13 protein-coding genes and 1 riboswitch are annotated in these 17,252 nt (G+C 49.5%); of the genes, 2 read left to right on the plus strand and 11 right to left on the minus strand.

The features are described 5' to 3' along the window. The first annotated feature begins 38 nt into the window (after nt 1–38). Together EDM52_RS05655 and lplT are read left to right on the plus strand one after the other, a co-directional pair. Nucleotides 39–2,153, plus strand: coding sequence for an AMP-binding protein (locus EDM52_RS05655; protein WP_122908050.1), 2,115 nt, complete (start codon nt 39–41; stop codon nt 2,151–2,153). Continuing rightward, complete coding sequence (gene lplT, locus EDM52_RS05660; RefSeq protein ID WP_122908051.1) at nt 2,150–3,361, plus strand: lysophospholipid transporter LplT; 1,212 nt, start codon at nt 2,150–2,152, stop codon at nt 3,359–3,361. The genes EDM52_RS05655 and lplT overlap by 4 nt, the downstream gene beginning before the upstream one ends. A 461-nt stretch (nt 3,362–3,822) precedes the next feature. Here lplT and recQ read toward each other — a convergent pair whose 3' ends face one another. The 11 genes from recQ to EDM52_RS05725 form a co-directional block, all read right to left on the minus strand. After that, on the minus strand, nt 3,823–5,613 hold the full coding sequence (gene recQ / locus EDM52_RS05670) for a DNA helicase RecQ (RefSeq protein WP_122908134.1): 1,791 nt from the start codon (nt 5,611–5,613) through the stop codon (nt 3,823–3,825). A 140-nt stretch (nt 5,614–5,753) separates the two neighbouring features. Next, nucleotides 5,754–7,142: a class II fumarate hydratase gene (gene fumC / locus EDM52_RS05675; protein ID WP_122908052.1), complete on the minus strand. Its 1,389-nt coding sequence runs from the start codon at nt 7,140–7,142 to the stop codon at nt 5,754–5,756. Nucleotides 7,143–7,271: 129 nt separating this feature from the next. Beyond that, complete coding sequence (locus EDM52_RS05680) at nt 7,272–7,949, minus strand: MgtC/SapB family protein (RefSeq protein WP_122908053.1); 678 nt, start codon at nt 7,947–7,949, stop codon at nt 7,272–7,274. 200 nt (nt 7,950–8,149) lie between these two features. Further along, nucleotides 8,150–9,508 carry an MATE family efflux transporter gene (locus EDM52_RS05685; RefSeq protein WP_122908054.1) on the minus strand — a complete coding sequence of 453 codons (1,359 nt, stop codon included), beginning with the start codon at nt 9,506–9,508 and terminating at the stop codon, nt 8,150–8,152. 160 nt (nt 9,509–9,668) lie between these two features. Next, nucleotides 9,669–11,378 (minus strand): adenine deaminase C-terminal domain-containing protein, encoded by a 1,710-nt coding sequence (locus tag EDM52_RS05690; RefSeq protein WP_122908055.1) that lies wholly within the window; start codon nt 11,376–11,378, stop codon nt 9,669–9,671. Between the two features lie 18 nt (nt 11,379–11,396). Then, entirely contained in the window at nt 11,397–12,458 is a 1,062-nt protein-coding gene (locus tag EDM52_RS05695) for an ABC transporter ATP-binding protein (protein ID WP_122908056.1), read from the minus strand. A 36-nt stretch (nt 12,459–12,494) separates the two neighbouring features. Further along, on the minus strand, nt 12,495–13,283 hold the full coding sequence (locus tag EDM52_RS05700) for an ABC transporter permease (protein WP_122908057.1): 789 nt from the start codon (nt 13,281–13,283) through the stop codon (nt 12,495–12,497). Nucleotides 13,284–13,289: 6 nt separating this feature from the next. Further along, nucleotides 13,290–14,111 (minus strand): ABC transporter permease, encoded by an 822-nt coding sequence (locus tag EDM52_RS05705; protein ID WP_122908058.1) that lies wholly within the window; start codon nt 14,109–14,111, stop codon nt 13,290–13,292. Between the two features lie 26 nt (nt 14,112–14,137). Continuing rightward, nucleotides 14,138–15,067 carry a nucleoside hydrolase gene (locus tag EDM52_RS05710; RefSeq protein ID WP_122908059.1) on the minus strand — a complete coding sequence of 310 codons (930 nt, stop codon included), beginning with the start codon at nt 15,065–15,067 and terminating at the stop codon, nt 14,138–14,140. A gap of 81 nt (nt 15,068–15,148) precedes the next feature. After that, complete coding sequence (locus EDM52_RS05715) at nt 15,149–16,231, minus strand: ABC transporter substrate-binding protein (protein ID WP_122908060.1); 1,083 nt, start codon at nt 16,229–16,231, stop codon at nt 15,149–15,151. Nucleotides 16,232–16,509: 278 nt separating this feature from the next. Continuing rightward, on the minus strand, nt 16,510–16,863 hold the full coding sequence (locus EDM52_RS05725; RefSeq protein WP_122908062.1) for a DUF2294 domain-containing protein: 354 nt from the start codon (nt 16,861–16,863) through the stop codon (nt 16,510–16,512). Nucleotides 16,864–17,092: 229 nt separating this feature from the next. Then, a riboswitch (SAM riboswitch) is annotated at nt 17,093–17,196 on the plus strand. Nucleotides 17,197–17,252 lie beyond the last annotated feature (56 nt).

A 17,252-nucleotide genomic window follows, 5' to 3' on the forward strand; every position in this document is an offset into this window, starting at 1 on the left:
AGCTAAGCAATTATCCTTTTTGTAAAGGTGTGGTATACATGTTTTTGATTCACGCCCTTTTAAAAACTATCTTGGTGCTATGGTTCCGCCCTCGCATGCAAGGTCTTGAAAAATTGGATCTCTCCAAACCATCACTGATTACACCTAACCACGTATCTCTCTTGGATGCGGTCCTGCTCTCCTTTTACTTGCCGAAAAACGCGACCTTCGTCGTCAACACAGAGATCGCCAAAAAGTTCGCCTTTTTCCTTCGTTTCCGCAAGCACATCACGATTGATCCGCTCAATCCATACTCGATTCGCCAAATGCTGCGGATCTTGAAAAAAGGAGAAACCTTGGTGATTTTCCCAGAAGGTCGCATCACGACTACGGGCGGCTTGATGAAAATTTACAGTGGTGTCGGTTATCTCGCGATGCGCACTGGCGTACCCGTCTATCCGGTCATCATCCAAGGTCTGCAGCGCTCCATTTTCTCTTACTTAAAAGGCAAGCTGCGCCTGCAATGGTTCCCGGAAGTGACGATCACCATCAGCAATCCCTATACCATCGAACACGATAAAACACGGTCGATGCGTGAACAAAAAGCATCCGCCAGCGATCTGGTTTTACGTACCATGCAAAACGAGCTGTTCCAAAGTCAAATGAAGCCAAACGTCAACCTGTTCGATGAAGTCCTGCGCGCCTCGCAAATCAACGGCGCCAAAATGGAAATCGCAAAAGATCTCACTGCTGCCGTCAACTACCGGACTTTGCTGGTCGGCAGCTACTTGCTCGGCAACAAGCTCCGTCCATCGCTTTTGGGTCAATCAACGGTCGGACTGTTCCTGCCCAACTCTGTCGGTCACCTGATCACGTTGCTGTCCTTGTTCCGCATCGGCAAAACACCTGCGATTCTGAACTTTTCCTTGGGTGTCCGCCCTTTGCTGGACTGCTGCGAAACTGCTGGGATCCAAACGATTCTGACTTCCCGCGTATTTATCGAAAAAGGGAAGCTGGACCACATCATCGCCGGACTGGAAGACAGCATGAAAATCGTCTACCTGGAAGATTTGAAAGCATCTGCCACCGCTTTTGACAAAGTGGCCGCCCTGTTCCGCTTCCTGACCAAACAACCTGCACAGACCGGCAACAACGAGCTGATACTGTTCACCTCAGGCAGCGAAAGCAAACCAAAAGGCGTGGTGCTGACACATACCAACCTGTTTGCAAATATTCAACAGGTGACCAGCGTGATTGACATCACTTCACGTGACAAGTTCTTTAATGCACTGCCGATGTTTCACAGCTTTGGCCTGACAGCAGGTACGCTCTTGCCAGTCGTCAAAGGAGTTCCGGTCTACCTGTATCCGAGTCCGCTACATTACAAAGCCATTTCCGAGCTGGTCTACGATCAGAACGCGACGATCCTGTTCGGCACCTCTACCTTTATGGCTGGATACGGTCGGATGGCACATCCGTACAATTTCTATTCACTGCGCTACGTCTTCGCTGGTGCTGAAAAACTAAAAGACGATGTCCGTCAAATGTGGATGGAGAAATTCGGAGTACGTATCTTTGAAGGCTACGGCGCTACCGAGACCTCTCCCATCCTGTCACTCAACACGCCTCTTTCCAACAAGCAGGGTACGGTAGGCCGCCTGTTGCCTGGCATGTCGTATCGACTGGACGCTGTCGAAGGAATCGAGCAAGGTGGACAGCTGCTTGTCAAAGGCCCCAATGTCATGAAAGGGTACATGATCCACGGGAAAGGCTTCCTGCCCGCAGAAGAATGGTATCAGACCGGCGACCTGGTGGAAACAGACGCAGAAGGCTTCCTGACCATCAAATCCCGCCTGAAGCGCTTCGCTAAGATCGGCGGGGAAATGGTCTCCCTCAACCTGATCGAGGAGCTGGCCATGCAGTGCTTCGGCCACTCGGGATTTGCCGCCATCACGGTCAATGACCCACGCAAAGGGGAGCGCGTCCTGCTCTATTCCACTGACGAAAGAGCAGAGCTAAGCCCGCTTCGTGCCTATATCCAGCAACGTCAGTTTTCACCGTTACTCGTCCCTGCAACCATTCGTCATACCAAGTCCCTGCCGCTCCTGGGCAGCGGAAAAACAGATTACGTCAGCCTCAAGCAATGGGCTGAGCGTGGAGGCGATGCATCATGAAGACGCGATTACAGCCCTTGCAGGCTTTGTATTTCACACAGTTCCTATCCGCCTTTGCCGACAACATGATCTTGTTCGTGATCGCGAACCTGCTGCGGGAGAATGGCTTTTCTCCCGCCATGCTCGCGCTCGTCTCGATCTCATTCTTTCTCCCTTATATTTTTCTCGCTCCGCTGGTGGGGCCATTTGCCGACAAGCATCCTAAATCGCTCGTACTCGTAATCGGCAACTTGATCAAAGCTCTCGGTGTCCTGCTGCTGTTCGTGATCGATCAATCCAGCATCCTGCTGCTGATGCTCTGCTACTTCACGGTAGGTGTGGGAGCAGTCGTATACTCCCCAGCCAAATACGGAATCTTACCGGAGCTGACGAAGAACGAGGATGAGCTGTTTCATGCGAATGCACGAATCGAAGCGTATACGATTATCGCGATTCTGACCGGGATTGGCGGGGGTGGTGCAATTGCTTCCATGACGCACCCGCTCCTGTCCTCTGGCATCTGTCTCGCGCTGTACCTGCTGTCATTGTTCATGACGTTCTTCATCCCACGCATGCACGGAAATGCTGCGATTCGCTACGGTACGGAAGCTCGTCGTTTCTTCCTTGACTTTCAAGCTTTGATGAAAAGACCGGATACGAACTTTGCCCTCGTCGGAACGGGCGCCTTCTGGATGAGTTCAGCTGTCTTGCGTGTCGCGGTGCTTGCCTGGATTCCCGCAGCACTCGCGATCGATCCGCAGCACTTTTCGGTTTCATTGATCCTGGCGACTACCTCGATCGGCATTATCGCGGGAGCATTTTTGGCTCCCAAGCTCATACCGCTGCACCAATTTACACGCTCCATCATCTATGGCTTTGGCATGTTCCTGGTGATTGTCCTGTTTCCTTGGATTCACGTCACGTTTTTCGCGATCTGTCTCTTGCTGCTGGTAGGCTTTATGGGCGGGGTCTTCATCATTCCGATGAATACGATCTTGCAGGAGGAAGGAAAGAAGATGGTGGGCTCCGGGAAAACCATCGCCATTCAGAACTTTATCGAAAACTTCTTGATGGCAGTAGGTTCCGGAATCTACTACCTGTTTACCTACATGAGTAATTCGATCTCCGGAGCTATCGTCTTCCAAGGCTTGATCCTGTTGGTCTTTCTGGCTTACCTGGCGAAAAAAAACCAACAGATTCGGACTCAGGGGAGAACTTTTTTGAGATGAACATTCTCAGGCCATATGAGTGCGAAACAAAATGTTCAATAGCAAAAGGACAGTCTCGGCAACAAGCCTAGCTGTCCTTTTGTACTTTGTTTACAATCGTTGATTCCTAGATATCTTCTCGAACACTTCTATTACTTCGGCAGCAGTAGGGACATTGAGCACATTCTCCTCGATGAATTCTTTCACCTGCGGATCTGTGCTGGTCATCAGCAGGTGAGCAGCGGCTTCTCCATCGTAGGGCTAAAAAGTCTCGATGTTCTCGGTTTAACTGTTTGGCGACCCACTCCGTCTTTTCACGTCCCTTCGCTGACATTTCAGAACGAAGTGGCTTCTCGTCGAAAGCGAGGACGACTTCGCGATCACAGTTCCCACGTATGAATTGGACCGGATATTGCGTTTTAAGCTGGATGAGGCGCTTTGCAATTTCATCATTGTCCCCCCTTTTTCCCAGTTTACTTCTGTCAGCCACCTGACTTTACACCTTTTTGTGCCTCGTAGACTTGCAGGCAGTCCAGGAAGGGTTGACCGTATTTATCAAACTTGGCTTCCCCGACTCCCTTGATTTGCAGCATTTCTTTCTTATCCTTCGGGCATAAGCTGCTCATCTCACGCAGGGTGCTATCATGGAAAATAACATAGGGCGGCACACCCTCACGCTGCGAGATCTCCTTGCGCAGGCTGCGTAGACGCTCGAACAAGTCGTCGTCTTCTGTCTGCTGCACGGGACGAATCACGATTTTTTGCCAGACCTGCTCCTCTCCGCGCAGAACGGGCAAGGCCTTTTCCCCCAGCTTGAGCACCGGGTACTGGCTCTCTGTCACCTGCAGGTAGCCTTCTGCGATCAAGAGCTGGATCAAATCGACGATCTCTTTTTCCTTGTACTCTTTCATCAAGCCGTAGGTAGGCAGTTGATCAAAGGAAAATTGGGTCACTTTTTTATTTTTGGAGCCTTTCAGCACTTGAGCTACCAGAGCAGCACCGAAACGCTCCTTCATGCGCTTGACGCAGGAAAAGATTTTTTGTGCCTCCACCGTGATGTCGGCAAGCTCACGCTGATCGGTGCAGTTGCCGCAACGGCCGCATTCAGCTGCTGAGGTCTCGCCAAAATAATGAACGATGTACTGCTGCAAGCAGCGTGGGGTGCGGCAGTAATCAATCATGGCGTACAGCTTCTTGTACTCGTGCTCCTTCCGCTCATCGGAGAGCGTGTTTTGCTCAATGAAGAAGGTCTGTGTCTGGATGTCCTGCGGCTGGAATAATAGGACACACTCGCTCGGCTCGCCGTCCCGTCCTGCACGCCCTGCCTCCTGGTAGTACGCCTCCAGATTTTTCGGCATGTTGTAATGGATCACGTAGCGGACGTTGGACTTGTCGATTCCCATTCCAAAGGCATTGGTGGCAATCATCGTGCGCACGTCATCGAACAGAAATGCCTCCTGGTTCTCTGCGCGTTCTTCTTCTGTCAGTCCTGCGTGATATTTGGTCACAGAAAATCCGCGCTTGTTCAAATCAGCATGGAGCGCATCCACGTCTTTTCTCGTGGCCGCATAAATGATCCCGGCTTGCTGACCGTTGGAACGTATATACTCCTGAATGAAATCGCGGCGGTTCTCTCCCCTGCGCACGGACAGATTCAGATTGTCTCGACCAAAGCCTGTGATGAAGATCTGTTCGCCCTCCAAGGACAGCTGTCGTTGAATATCGGACGTAACTTCCGGTGTAGCCGTCGCTGTCAGTGCTACGACTACAGGGCGCTGGGGCAGCGAGTCCAGAAAGCGGGCAATCTCCAAATAGCTCGGTCGGAAATCATGCCCCCACTGGGAGACGCAGTGCGCTTCATCCACGGCCACAAAAGAGATCGGTACATCCTGGATCAACGATTGGAAGGAATCGGATTCCAGCCGCTCGGGCGCAATGTAGATCAGCTTGTACTCGCCGCGAGCGGCTTGCTGCATTCTCTCCCTAACCTCGCTGTATGTTAGCGAGCTGTTGATCTGTGTAGCAGGAATCCCCATGCTGACCAATACGTCTACTTGATCCTTCATCAGCGAGATCAGAGGTGAGACGACGATCGTCACACCTTCGAACAGCATCGCTGGAACCTGATAGCAGATCGACTTCCCGCCGCCTGTCGGCATAATACCTACGGTGTCGTGGCCTTCCAGCAGGCTCGTGATGATTTTTTTTTGCCCCTCCCGAAACGTCGGGTAGCCAAAATATTTCTGCAATACTTCTTCTGCTCTATGCAACAAGAGAATTCCCCTTCTCTTACTTTTTTCATCATCTACCTCTATTAGTGTACTTGTCTTCTTGAGGACAAAACAAGGGTTCGCAAAAAAACCGATCGCACAAAGCTGCACGATCGGTCATTCTTCTCCTTATTGGCTTGTGATTACTCTTTGGGGTGAATCATCTGCTCTGGGCGAACGATCTGGTCAAATTGTTCCTCCGTCAGCAGATTACTTTTGATCGCGGCTTCTTTTAGCGTCAAACCTTCCTTGTGGGCAAGCTTGGCGATCGCCGCGGCATTTTCATAGCCGATGTGAGGATTCAGCGCTGTAACGAGCATCAGGGAGTTTTTCAGGTTGCGCTCGATGACGATCTGATTGGGCTCGATTCCGACTGCGCAGTTGTCCGTAAACGAATGCATGGTATCTGCCAGCAGTCGAGTGGATTGCAAGAAGTTGTAGATAATGACCGGCTTAAATACATTCAACTCAAAATTTCCCTGGCTGGCGGCAAAGCCAATCGCCGCATCATTGCCCATCACCTGGCAGGCTACCATCGTCATGGCTTCACTCTGTGTCGGGTTTACTTTACCTGGCATGATCGAGCTGCCCGGCTCATTGGCAGGGATTGAGATCTCACCGATACCGGAGCGCGGTCCACTCGCGAGCCACCTGACGTCATTGGCAATTTTCATCAGATCTGCCGCCAATGCCTTCAGCGCACCGTGAACATGCACCAGCTCGTCGTGGCTGGTCAACGCATGGAATTTGTTCGTCGCCGTTTGAAAGGGCTTGCCCAGCTGCTGTGTTATCTCGGCAGCGACCATTTCTCCAAAACGGGGATGTGCGTTGATTCCCGTCCCGACTGCGGTTCCGCCAATCGCCAGCTCGCGGAGGTACTGCGCGCTTTCCAGGATCATGCGTCCGCTCTTATCCAGCATGTGAACCCACCCGCTCACCTCCTGGCCGAGTGTCAACGGCGTAGCATCCTGCAAATGGGTCCTGCCGATCTTGATGATGTTCATGAATTCGCTGCTCTTTTGCTCCAAGGTGGTTTTTAACCGGGCAAGTGCGGGAAGCACCTGATCCTCGACGGCAACGAGAGCGGCTAGATGCATCGCAGTAGGGAAGGTATCGTTAGAGCTTTGCGATTTGTTCACATCGTCATTCGCGTGAATGCGCACGGCGCTTCCGCTTTGCTCCAGCATGGAGTTGGCGCGGTGAGCGATCACCTCATTTACGTTCATATTGGACTGGGTGCCGCTTCCCGTCTGCCAGACGACGAGCGGGAAATGGTCGTCCCACTGACCTGCAATGACTTCATCGGCAGCAGCCACGATCACTCTTGCCTTCTCATCGTCCAGCTTGCCCAGCTTGTGATTAGCCAAAGCCGCGCTTTTTTTCAACACGCCAAACATGCGGACGACCTCAAGCGGCATCTTCTCGGTTCCGATGCGAAAATTCTGCAAGCTGCGCTGGGTTTGCGCCCCCCACCACGCACTTGCGGGAACCTGGATCTCGCCCAAGGTATCCCTTTCGATTCTGTAATCCATCACGCTTCCTCCTTTTTTACGGGACCACGCATCTGAAAGACTCACCTCATTATCATGCCCAGTTATTGTATGAAAAAAGACCGATGCACCATTCACTTTTGGCTACAATCGGTCTTTGGTCTTTCCTGTTTATCTGCTCTCCACTTCTACTGAAACGACGTGATCCACATGCTTCAAGGAACTGTATATATCTGTGGTATACGTATCATCCGAGGCAGCAATCATCATTTCCAGCTTCTTCTGTCCGTTATCCACATCTTTTACCTTCACTCTTTTCACTTGCATGTGGAGGTGTTTAATCTGCCTGAAGACATCGTCCAGATCGCCATTGCCCTGCACGATGATCTTGATCGACAAATCGCGTTGGCGCAAGGAGCTCGGACCAATCCATTTCAGAATGAAAGGAAACAGGTTGATCGCCAGGATGATAAGGGCTGTTGCCGTCACCGCTTCAAAGTAAAAACCTGCTCCAACTGCAATTCCCAGCCCGGAAGCTGCCCAAACCATCGAAGCTGTCGTCAAGCCGGAAATCACATCATTGCTTCTGCGCAGAATCACACCTGCACCGAGAAAACCTACCCCACTCACAATCTGTGCTGCCAGACGCATCGCATCCATATTGGTTACTCCAGGTACGGAGAACTTCGGCACGGATTGAATCGAGACAATCGTGATCAAGCAGCTGGCTACGGATATCACCATACTCGTCTTGACACCAAGCGGCTTATGCTTGAGCTGTCTGTCTACGCCAATTAATAATCCAAGAAAAAGTGCAATACCTAGCTTCAATAAAAAATCATACGACATTCATAGTTCCCCCTTCCCTACATTCCATGTCAGATATTCTTCCATAATTCCATTAATGAAAGTATATACGTTCTAACTAAAAATTAGGAGTGAAATTTCTCTTATTTTCCCCAACTCTTGCATCCAGCCTCCCGTTTTTTCTTACAGAAAAACGGAAAATCCCTTGCATCGGGATTTTCCGCCAGTCCTTCATACCATCCTTATGAATGTGCTTCGGTAATCATTCGCTTTTGCAGCCGCAGCAGACGTCCGAACAAAAAGACAGCTCCGGCAGCCAAGCCCGTAATGAGTCCAATCCAGTAGCCATACGCCATAAAGGAGGTGTATTGGGCCAACACGTATCCCAGCGGAAGCCCAATGACCCAATAGGATACCAACGCAACGACAAAAGGTACGGTCACATCCTTGTACCCCCGCAGTACCCCCTGAATCGGCGCCGCAACAGCATCCGAAATCAGGAACAGAATCGAATACATCAAGAACGTTTGCGTGAGCCGCAGCACTTCCTTATCCGTCGTATAGAACCCTGCTACCTGTTCGTTATACACATACAGAACCACCGCGAACAACAGCGCCAGCAACAGTGCGCTGCCGATACCCAGATAGCTGTACTGTTTGGCGTCCTTGTAACGCTTCGCCCCCACCTCGAACCCGACCAGAATCGTCAAGGCCATCGAGATACTCATCGGCACCATGTAGATAAACGAAGCAAAGTTGATCGCAGCCTGATGCGCCGCAATCGTGATCGTGCTGTATTCGCTCATGAGCAGTGTGACAGCAGCAAAAATACTCACTTCAAAAAAGATCGAGAAGCCGATGGGCAAGCCCAGCTTGAGCAGCTCTCTGCCCGCGCTCAAGGAAATGCGGTATAACTCGGTAAACAGACCGAACTCCACAAATGGCTGCACACGTTTCACAACGTACAGACTGATCAATAAAATACACCAAAAGGTGATCGCCGTTGCATAACCGGCACCTACTCCTCCCAATCGCGGAAAACCAAATTTCCCGAAAATGAGGACGTAGTTCATCACGACATTGATGGGCAAGGAAATGAGCGTAATGACCATGGTGACCCGAGTATGTCCTAGTGCATCAATAAAGCAACGGAAAACCGTATAGAGAAACAAAGGAATGATTCCAAATGACAAGGCGACGAGGTAATCGAATGCAATCTGGCGAACATCCGGTTCAAGTCCCATCATGTTCAGAACCGGGTTCAGAACCAAAGCTCCGAGCAGGATCACCGCCACCGCGATGACCACTGCCATGTACATGGCCTGCATCACCGTAAACGGCACCTGTTTTTTGTTGTCTGCCCCCACCATTTGGGCAATCATTGGCATCACTGCCATCAAAATCCCTGTCAGACCTGCCTGGACGGGTGCCCATAGACTCGATCCAATCGCAACTCCAGCCAAATCGATCGGGCTGGCGTGGCCTGACATGATCGTATCAAAAAAAGTCATGGAGAATAGCGCTAGCTGTGAAATCAAAATAGGCAGCAACACCGTTAGAAACTGACGCCACTTTCCAGATAAAGAATAGGTTTCAACCATTGTTTATACGTCCTAACCAGGGAAGGCAATCCCAATATTTAAGTTACGATTATAGCAAAGTGCCTACCTCTCATCAACAGAAACATCCAAACAGACGAAACCGTCAGGCGATAGTCCCTGACGGCTTCTTGAGTGGCGCGCTATTTACATTCCTCTACATTTACATCAGCAGCAAAGGAACGACTTTTCCAGCATTGACGTCAATCAAGCCCAGATCCGTAATTTTTAATGCTGGACTTACCGGCAAGGAATGCGTACTGATCGACATGATCGGATTGTAGTGCTTGTATCCCAGTTCTTCCATCGCCCGGCGCAGCTGTTCAACTTCCTTCGCTGTTTTTTCCAGTGGCTCTTCCGTCAGGATTCCTCCTACCGGCAAATGCAAACGAGCCTTCATCTGTCCGTCCTCCACGACACAAAAACCACCCTGCATGCCAATCACTTCGTTGGCAGCCAGCATCATATCCCTCGGATTGTGACCGACTACGAGCAAGTTATGATTATCGTGAGAGTAGCTGGTCGCGATGGCTCCCCGCTTGATCGTATCGCCGCTGATCAGACCGTACCCGCGGTTGCCATTTATCCCGTAGCGCTCAAAAACAGCGATCAGGCCGTAGGGACTCTCCTCCCAGCACAGCTGCCCTTCCCGCGTCTCGACAATCCCGCGGTGATCCTCGGTAAAGGTGGAGCCGTCCTGTACCAGCATCACGCGGCACGGATAGCGGTTGTCCGGCACATCCATCTGAACAGAAAAGTCTGCTTCTGTCAGCGGATTCAGCTGAACGCTTTGATAAAAATGAGCAGGAAATTGTTTTTCTTTGGTCACTTGGATGTATTCTTCGGCAGCATCATACGCCTTTTTCCCGTTCTTATAGACACAGTCAATCGTAAACGCCTGCAGATCGGACAATAGCAGGAAATCAGCCAGCTTGCCCGGCGCGACCGCACCTCGGTCACTCATCTTCATCCGGCGTGCCGGCGTAAACGTACTAGCGTAGATCGCCTGTTCAGGCGTCATTCCCATCTGAATTGCTTTTTTTACGATATGATTTAAATGACCACGCTTGAACAGCGAATCCGTCATGACATCATCGGTCACAAAACAAAAATGCTCGGATACTTCATGCCCAATCAGGTATTCCACCACTTCAGGCGTCATGGATTTTTCCTGAATCTCAATAAACATGCCCGCTCCGATCCTTGCTTCCAGACCCTCCACCGTCTGGTGCGTATGGTCGGAATTGACCCCGGCATAAAGAATCTGGTGCAACTCCAGATCGAGCAGTTTTGGAACGTGTCCCTCAATGACGAGGTCCGGGTAATTTTTACGCAAGTAATCCAGGATCTGATTGGTCTTGCAATTCGGGTCCGAGATCACGTCCACGTAGTTCATGATCTCGCCCATGCAGATGATTTCTTCCGAACGCAGCAACTCCTCGATATCGGCGACCTCCACAGTCCCTCCGGTCGTTTCCATCGAGGTGGCTGGCACCGAACTGGGGATCGCGTACTTCATGTCGACGACGCAATCACGGCTCGCACGAATCATTTCCTTGATTCCCTCGATCCCGAACACATTAGCCATCTCATGCGGCTCAGGGACGATCGTGGTCACCCCATTTTGAATCAAGCCGTATGAAAAGGTCTCCGGCGTCACCATCGTACTCTCAATATGCAAATGAATATCGACCAGTCCAGGGACCAGATAACGCCCCTCGCCTGCCAGGATATCCGCCGCTTCAAATGTATCGGTACCACGCTGACCAATGTAGAGAAATCTGCCGTCCAGCACGGCTACATTTCCTGCTATAAACTTCTTGAAATAGCTGTTATAGACATGAACATTCTCAATCAGCAAGTCCACTTTCATGTTCAAACACTCCTGTCGTTAGTCCACCAGCACCATTTTGTCTTTCGGGAAAAGCAGATTGACTGCCTGTCCACTTTTATAAGGAGTCTCCATTTCCTGATTGACTGTAAAATCGCCAAGATCGGTCTCCACTACGTATTGATAGCTCCGACCCAAGAACGTACTGATCTTCACTTTGCCTGCCAGACGATTTTCGCTTTGACTCGCTTCGGCCTCTGTCGTCACGATCAGGTCATCCGGACGCATCGCGCATTTTTTCGCTCCCGGATTGGTAGTTCCAGGATTATGAGCCGCGCTAAAGGAATGGTTGCCAACTCGCAGCCCGATTTCACCATTTTGTTCGGTGCGCTCACCAAAGGATATAAAGTTGTTGAAACCAATAAAACGCGCAATAAACTCGGTCTTGGGGTATTTAAAGATCGTCGCCGGATCATCCAGCTGCTCGATGACACCCTTGTTCATGATCGCCACTTGATCCGAAATGGAGAAGCACTCCTCCTGGTCGTGCGACACATATACCGTAGTAATCCCCAGTTCTTGCTGAATGCGGCGAATCTCCACACGCATGTTGACCCGCAGATTGGCATCCAGGTTGCTCAAAGGCTCGTCGAACAACAACAGATCAGGCTGAATGACGAGAGCACGGGCAATTGCCACCCGCTGTCTTTGACCGCCGGACAATTCCTTGGGGAAGCGCTTCTCAAAGCCACCGAGACTGACCACGTCCAGGATGTTCCGCACGCGCGTTTTCACTTCGGACTCGCTCACTTTTCGCAAACGAAGGCCAAACGCAACATTATCGTACACAGACATATGCGGAAACAAGGCGTAGCTTTGAAAGACGAATCCAAAATTGCGCTTGTTCACCGGTACTCGTGTGTAATCTTTTCCATCAAACAAAAATTTGCCGTCCTTCGCTTCCAGAAATCCCGCGATCAGGCGAAGAGTGGTCGTCTTCCCGCAGCCGCTCGGACCGAGCAACGAAATCAACTGGCCCTTTTCAATATTCAAGTGGAAGTTTTCTAAAATGTATTGATTGTCGTAGGCAACCGATACGTTTTCCAGCGTGAGCAATGCCATGTTTTGATGCCTCCGTTACCGTTTAGTAAAACTACTTTATCGTTTTGTAAAGTAGGAAAGACCCATCAGACGTTCGATGACAAACATGAAGATCGCCGTAATGATCATAAGCAGAACAGAAAGTGCGGCAATCGTCGGATCGAAGTTGTTTTCCACGTAGGTAAGCATCTGGATCGGCAGCGTACTGACCCCTGGACCTGTCATAAAGACAGAGATGTCCACATTATTGAACGACTCCAGAAAAGCGATCAGAATGGCTGCAATGATCCCCGAACGGATATTGGGCAGTACCACTTTGAAAAAGGTTTCGATACGTCCGGCTCCAAGACTGAGAGCTGCTTCTTCGATAGCGAAGTCAAAGTTGGACAGGCTGGACGCCACGACCCGAATAATAAAAGGAAGCATGATGACGGTATGTCCGATCAACAGCCCCGCGTAAATAGGCAGGTTGTAGGTAATAATCACGTACTTGAGCATCGCAAAGCCCATGACGATGCCGGGAATCAGGACAGGTGAAATGAAGATGGCATTCAGCGCTCCCTTTCCCTTGAACTGAAAACGGCTTAGCGCATAGGCAGCTGGAACACCCAGCAGCAAAGCAAGCAGATTGCCCGCCAACGAAACAAACATAGACGTACCAAACGTTTTCATGAACATCTTCACTTCAAAAATGTTCTCGTACCAGCGCCAGGAGAAGCCCTCCGGCGGAAACCTCAAGACGGTTCCAGGTTCAAACGAAGTAAAGGAAATGATGATGAGCGGCCCTAGCAAAAACACGAACACGAGAAGTGTAAACAGGGCCAACCCGTAATTTTTCTCCTGCATACCCTTCTACCCCTTCGGATTTAATTTCTTTGCTATTTTGTTCATCAGGCCAATCACCACAAAGGTAATCACAATCATAATCGTAGCGATCACGGAAGCCATGTGCCAATCGTTCAGCGTAATCGCATTCTGGTAGAGGAACGTCGAGATGACGCCTTGCTTGCCGCCCAGCAGGGCAGGTGTCGTATAAGCTGTCAGGCTGCCGACGAAGACGAGAATGCTGCCGATAATCAGCCCTGGCATGCTCAAGGGCAATATCACCTGTCGAAATGCTGTGAATTTGGAAGCACCCAGGCTTTCTGCTGCTTTCAGCAGATCAGGATCGATGTTTTCCATCACCCCTACCAAGGTGATGATAATCAGTGGTAAAAACAGGTGAATCATCCCGATCATCATAGCGGTCGGGGTATACAATATCTCCAAAGGCTTTTCAATCAACCCGATCGACAATAGGGAGCTGTTGAGGAGCCCTTTCTTTCCAAGAATAATCATCCAGCTGAAGGACCGAACGACCGAGCTGGTCAGCAGAGGGAAGATCGCCAATGCCAGCAAAATGCCTTTTTTACGAGGTCCCAGCTTGGAAATATAATAGGATGCCGGAAAACCGAGCAGAATGCACACAATCGTTGTTACGAAGCTGACACGCAAGGTCGTCCACACGATTTTCAAATTGTACGGATCCGTAAGAAAGGTTAGGTAACCTTGTACAGTAAAGCTGCCTTCCTGAAAAAAAGTAGAGGCAATCGTCATTACAATAGGAATGACCAGAAACAACGTCAAAAACACTACGCCTGGCAATAACAATACATACAAGCCCTTATTCTTCATCGCTTTAACTCCTGTTCCCGGTATCGTCAGGCTTTCAGCACACGGATAAACTGCTCAAAAAATGCGGGAGCATCCACATCCAGACAAACCTGCATGTTCGGCTCTTTCATCAAGCGATTCTGGAAATCGCATACGGTTTGCCCATCACACAACTCACTTCTCGTCTCTATATCCACATACAGCTTTCGTGTGGTCACCAATTCCGGGGACATGGCCACCGCGACCGCCAAAGGATCATGCAGGGCGCAGGCTCGCACACCGTTTCTTTGAAAATAGCGCTGCGTATACTCGGAGGTGCTCTGCTTCACATATTCAGCCATCGGGGTATCGCCCAGCTCCTGTATATACGCTTCGTTTAGTAGCACTTTTCGCGTCACGTCCAAACCGACGAGCGTCAACGAAGGAAAACCGGCGTGAAAGACGATCTTGGCAGCCTCCGGGTCCACGTACATGTTGTATTCAGCTGTCGGGGTGACATTGCCGTGTTCCTTCACAACTCCCCCCATGAAGATCACTTCCTTGACCTGATCGACCAGTTCAGGATATTGACTTACAGCCAAAGCCAGATTGGTCAAAGGACCAGTCATAATCAAAGTCACTTCGCCCGGATGCTTTTTTACCTGTTCAATCATAAAATCAGGCCCAAAACCTTCCTTCACCTCGGTGCGCACCTGTACATCGCGAAGAGCTCCACCCAAGCCATCTTCGCCGTGAATCCGGTGCTCAAAGTAAACATGGCGCAAGAGGGGGCGAGATGCTCCGCGAACGACAGGAATCTCCTGTTCCACTTGCAAAAAGTCGAGGATTTTGCAGGTATTTTCCGTAGCTTTGGACAAGGAAACATTGCCATTGACTGTCGTAATGCCCAGCAAGTTGAAGCGACCACTTTTGACGGCTAGCATGATGCCCAACGCATCGTCTACTCCGGTGTCCACATCCAATACGATTTTTTTCATACGTCAACCCCCTGCTCCATTCTGATCTAAAAAAACAAGGGTATATTCAACTCGAAATACCCTTGTCCTGTTCATCCGTGCCTATTGGATAATTTCACGGTTCCAACGGTCAATCCAAGCTTTGGACTGTTCGTTGACAGCTTTCATGTCTAGCTTGCGCAACTTGCTGATCGTTTCTTCTCCGTAGGTAATGCCTTTTGCTTCTTCTTCAGTCAGAGTCAGCGTCGTGTTTACAGGTGAGTCGACTTTTGCTTTCGCAGCTTTCTCTTGTACTTCCTTGCTCAGTTGGTAGTTGATGAAGTCTTCAGCCAGTTGTTTGTTTTTGCTGCCTTTGACGATATTGACGGTATTCATGACCGCGTAGCCGCCTTCTTCAGGAGAAACGAATTTCGCTTCTGGAACAGCTGCCTGGATATCCTTGAAGTACATTTCCATGATCGGTCCTACTGCGATCTCTTCCTGGCTGAACATGTTCACGTACTCAGAGGTTTTATCGTAGTATTTGACAACTCCGCTGTTGATTTCTTTCATTTTGGCAAATGCTTGGTCTTCGTTGAATGTCGCGCTGCCTGAAACTTGCGATGCAGCATCCAGAATCATCGGACCAGTGGTCGAAGTGATGTTCGGCAGAGTCAGCTTGCCAGTCAAATCAGCACTCCACAGATCTTTCCAAGATTTGATCTCGGATTGAATCAGGTTGGGATTGTACGCGATACCGAATTGACCGATGGTATAAGCCGGTCCGTACTCTTCTCCGAGTGGGGCTTTGGCAATATCATAGACTTCATTCAAGTTCGGAATACGGCTGCGATCGATCGTTTCGAACAGCCCGTCATCGATCCCTTGCTGCGCGTAGTAGTCCGATAGATAGATCAGGTCGACAGCAGAGTTGCCTTGGCGAATTTTGTTCAGGCGTTCTGCGTTGTTTCCGATTTCCAAGACAATTTCCACGTTGTGTTCTTTTTCGAATGGCTCATATACTTCTTTGCGGAAGAAGTCTTCAGAAAAACCCCATGTCGAGATCACCAGCTTTGCAGGGGCGCCTTTTGGAGCTTCACCAGCAGCATTTCCCTCTGGCTGTTGAGCTTGATCTGCACTGCCACAGCCGGCCAGCGCGAGAGAAAGCGCGGATACAGAGAGCAAAGAAGTAAATAATTTTTTCATGTAAAAGTCCTCCATTCAAACCTATCTCTTTATTGTTTGTTCCATGAACCCCTTACTTTACTTTCTCCAAAGAACCGATGATCTTTTCCCGCATCACTCCCTTCAATAAGGAAAAATAAGGAAATAAACAAAAGAAAAGCACCCTTGAATAGAATAATTTCTTCTAAACAAGAGCACTTTTCTTCGTAAACGAAAGAATTGTACGTCTGTTTCATCCCGACCGGGTCTTCCCTTAAGATAAATCAAAAGAAAAAATCCCAGATAGGAATGTTGACTATTTATTTTTCGGTGGAATCCGACAAGATCACATTGGTAAAGGCCCACTGTGTAGTAGCGTCATAATCACGCAATACCGCTTCCAGCTGCAGACCCATTTCTTCTTCCAAACGTTCCCGCAGTCTTTTCTTATAGAGAAGCGACATCCGAAAATCTACTTCCAGCTTTAGTGCAGGAGCCTCGCCTTCGAGCGCATCGGATCTTGGAGAACGTCGGTGCTTGGCTTGAAAAGTAATCAGGCTTTTCTCAATCGAAACCCTTAGTGAAGTTGTCCCAAAACCGAACAACTCTTTGGCTATCTCATTATAGATGTGAGACAGTTTCTTTCTACTCTCGTTATTGTCCTGTATGGTCATAACATCACCTGCAAGCGTAATTGTCAGGCTTTTTTACTCCCCCATTATACATATGATCATAGTCGTTTTCAAGTTCAATATTCGTAATTTGCTCATTTTCTTGATAAATATGCTCCACTTCGTACGACTTTACTTACTTACAAAAAGTGTTTGACAGATATAAATAAGAACTATATAATCCAACTATCCAAGTAAGAATTAGTGTCAATTTAACTTCATATGTAATCATCTCTTATAGAGAGAGGTAGAGGGACTGGCCCAATGAAACCTCGGCAACCTATCCAATTGGATATGGTGCCAATTCCAGCGGAGATATTTTCCGGAAGATAAGAGAGGTATAAGCGACTTTTATTCGTGTTGCATGATAACCTCTTCTTTCGGGAAGAGGT

The sequence above is a fragment of the Brevibacillus invocatus genome (assembly GCF_003710915.1).
In the GTDB taxonomy this organism is placed as follows: domain Bacteria; phylum Bacillota; class Bacilli; order Brevibacillales; family Brevibacillaceae; genus Brevibacillus; species Brevibacillus invocatus.

Bases quoted from the DNA above. Each gene is read 5' to 3' on its own strand.
- EDM52_RS05655 (WP_122908050.1), top strand. From the start codon at position 39: ATGTTTTTGATTCACGCCCTTTTAAAAACTATCTTGGTGCTATGGTTC.
- EDM52_RS05690 (WP_122908055.1), bottom strand. From the start codon at position 11,378: ATGAAAGTGGACTTGCTGATTGAGAATGTTCATGTCTATAACAGCTAT.
- EDM52_RS05725 (WP_122908062.1), bottom strand. From the start codon at position 16,863: ATGACCATACAGGACAATAACGAGAGTAGAAAGAAACTGTCTCACATC.
- EDM52_RS05715 (WP_122908060.1), bottom strand. From the start codon at position 16,231: ATGAAAAAATTATTTACTTCTTTGCTCTCTGTATCCGCGCTTTCTCTC.
- EDM52_RS05700 (WP_122908057.1), bottom strand. From the start codon at position 13,283: ATGCAGGAGAAAAATTACGGGTTGGCCCTGTTTACACTTCTCGTGTTC.
- EDM52_RS05710 (WP_122908059.1), bottom strand. From the start codon at position 15,067: ATGAAAAAAATCGTATTGGATGTGGACACCGGAGTAGACGATGCGTTG.
- EDM52_RS05680 (WP_122908053.1), bottom strand. From the start codon at position 7,949: ATGTCGTATGATTTTTTATTGAAGCTAGGTATTGCACTTTTTCTTGGA.
- EDM52_RS05705 (WP_122908058.1), bottom strand. From the start codon at position 14,111: ATGAAGAATAAGGGCTTGTATGTATTGTTATTGCCAGGCGTAGTGTTT.
- lplT (WP_122908051.1), top strand. From the start codon at position 2,150: ATGAAGACGCGATTACAGCCCTTGCAGGCTTTGTATTTCACACAGTTC.
- fumC (WP_122908052.1), bottom strand. From the start codon at position 7,142: ATGGATTACAGAATCGAAAGGGATACCTTGGGCGAGATCCAGGTTCCC.
- EDM52_RS05685 (WP_122908054.1), bottom strand. From the start codon at position 9,508: ATGGTTGAAACCTATTCTTTATCTGGAAAGTGGCGTCAGTTTCTAACG.
- EDM52_RS05695 (WP_122908056.1), bottom strand. From the start codon at position 12,458: ATGGCATTGCTCACGCTGGAAAACGTATCGGTTGCCTACGACAATCAA.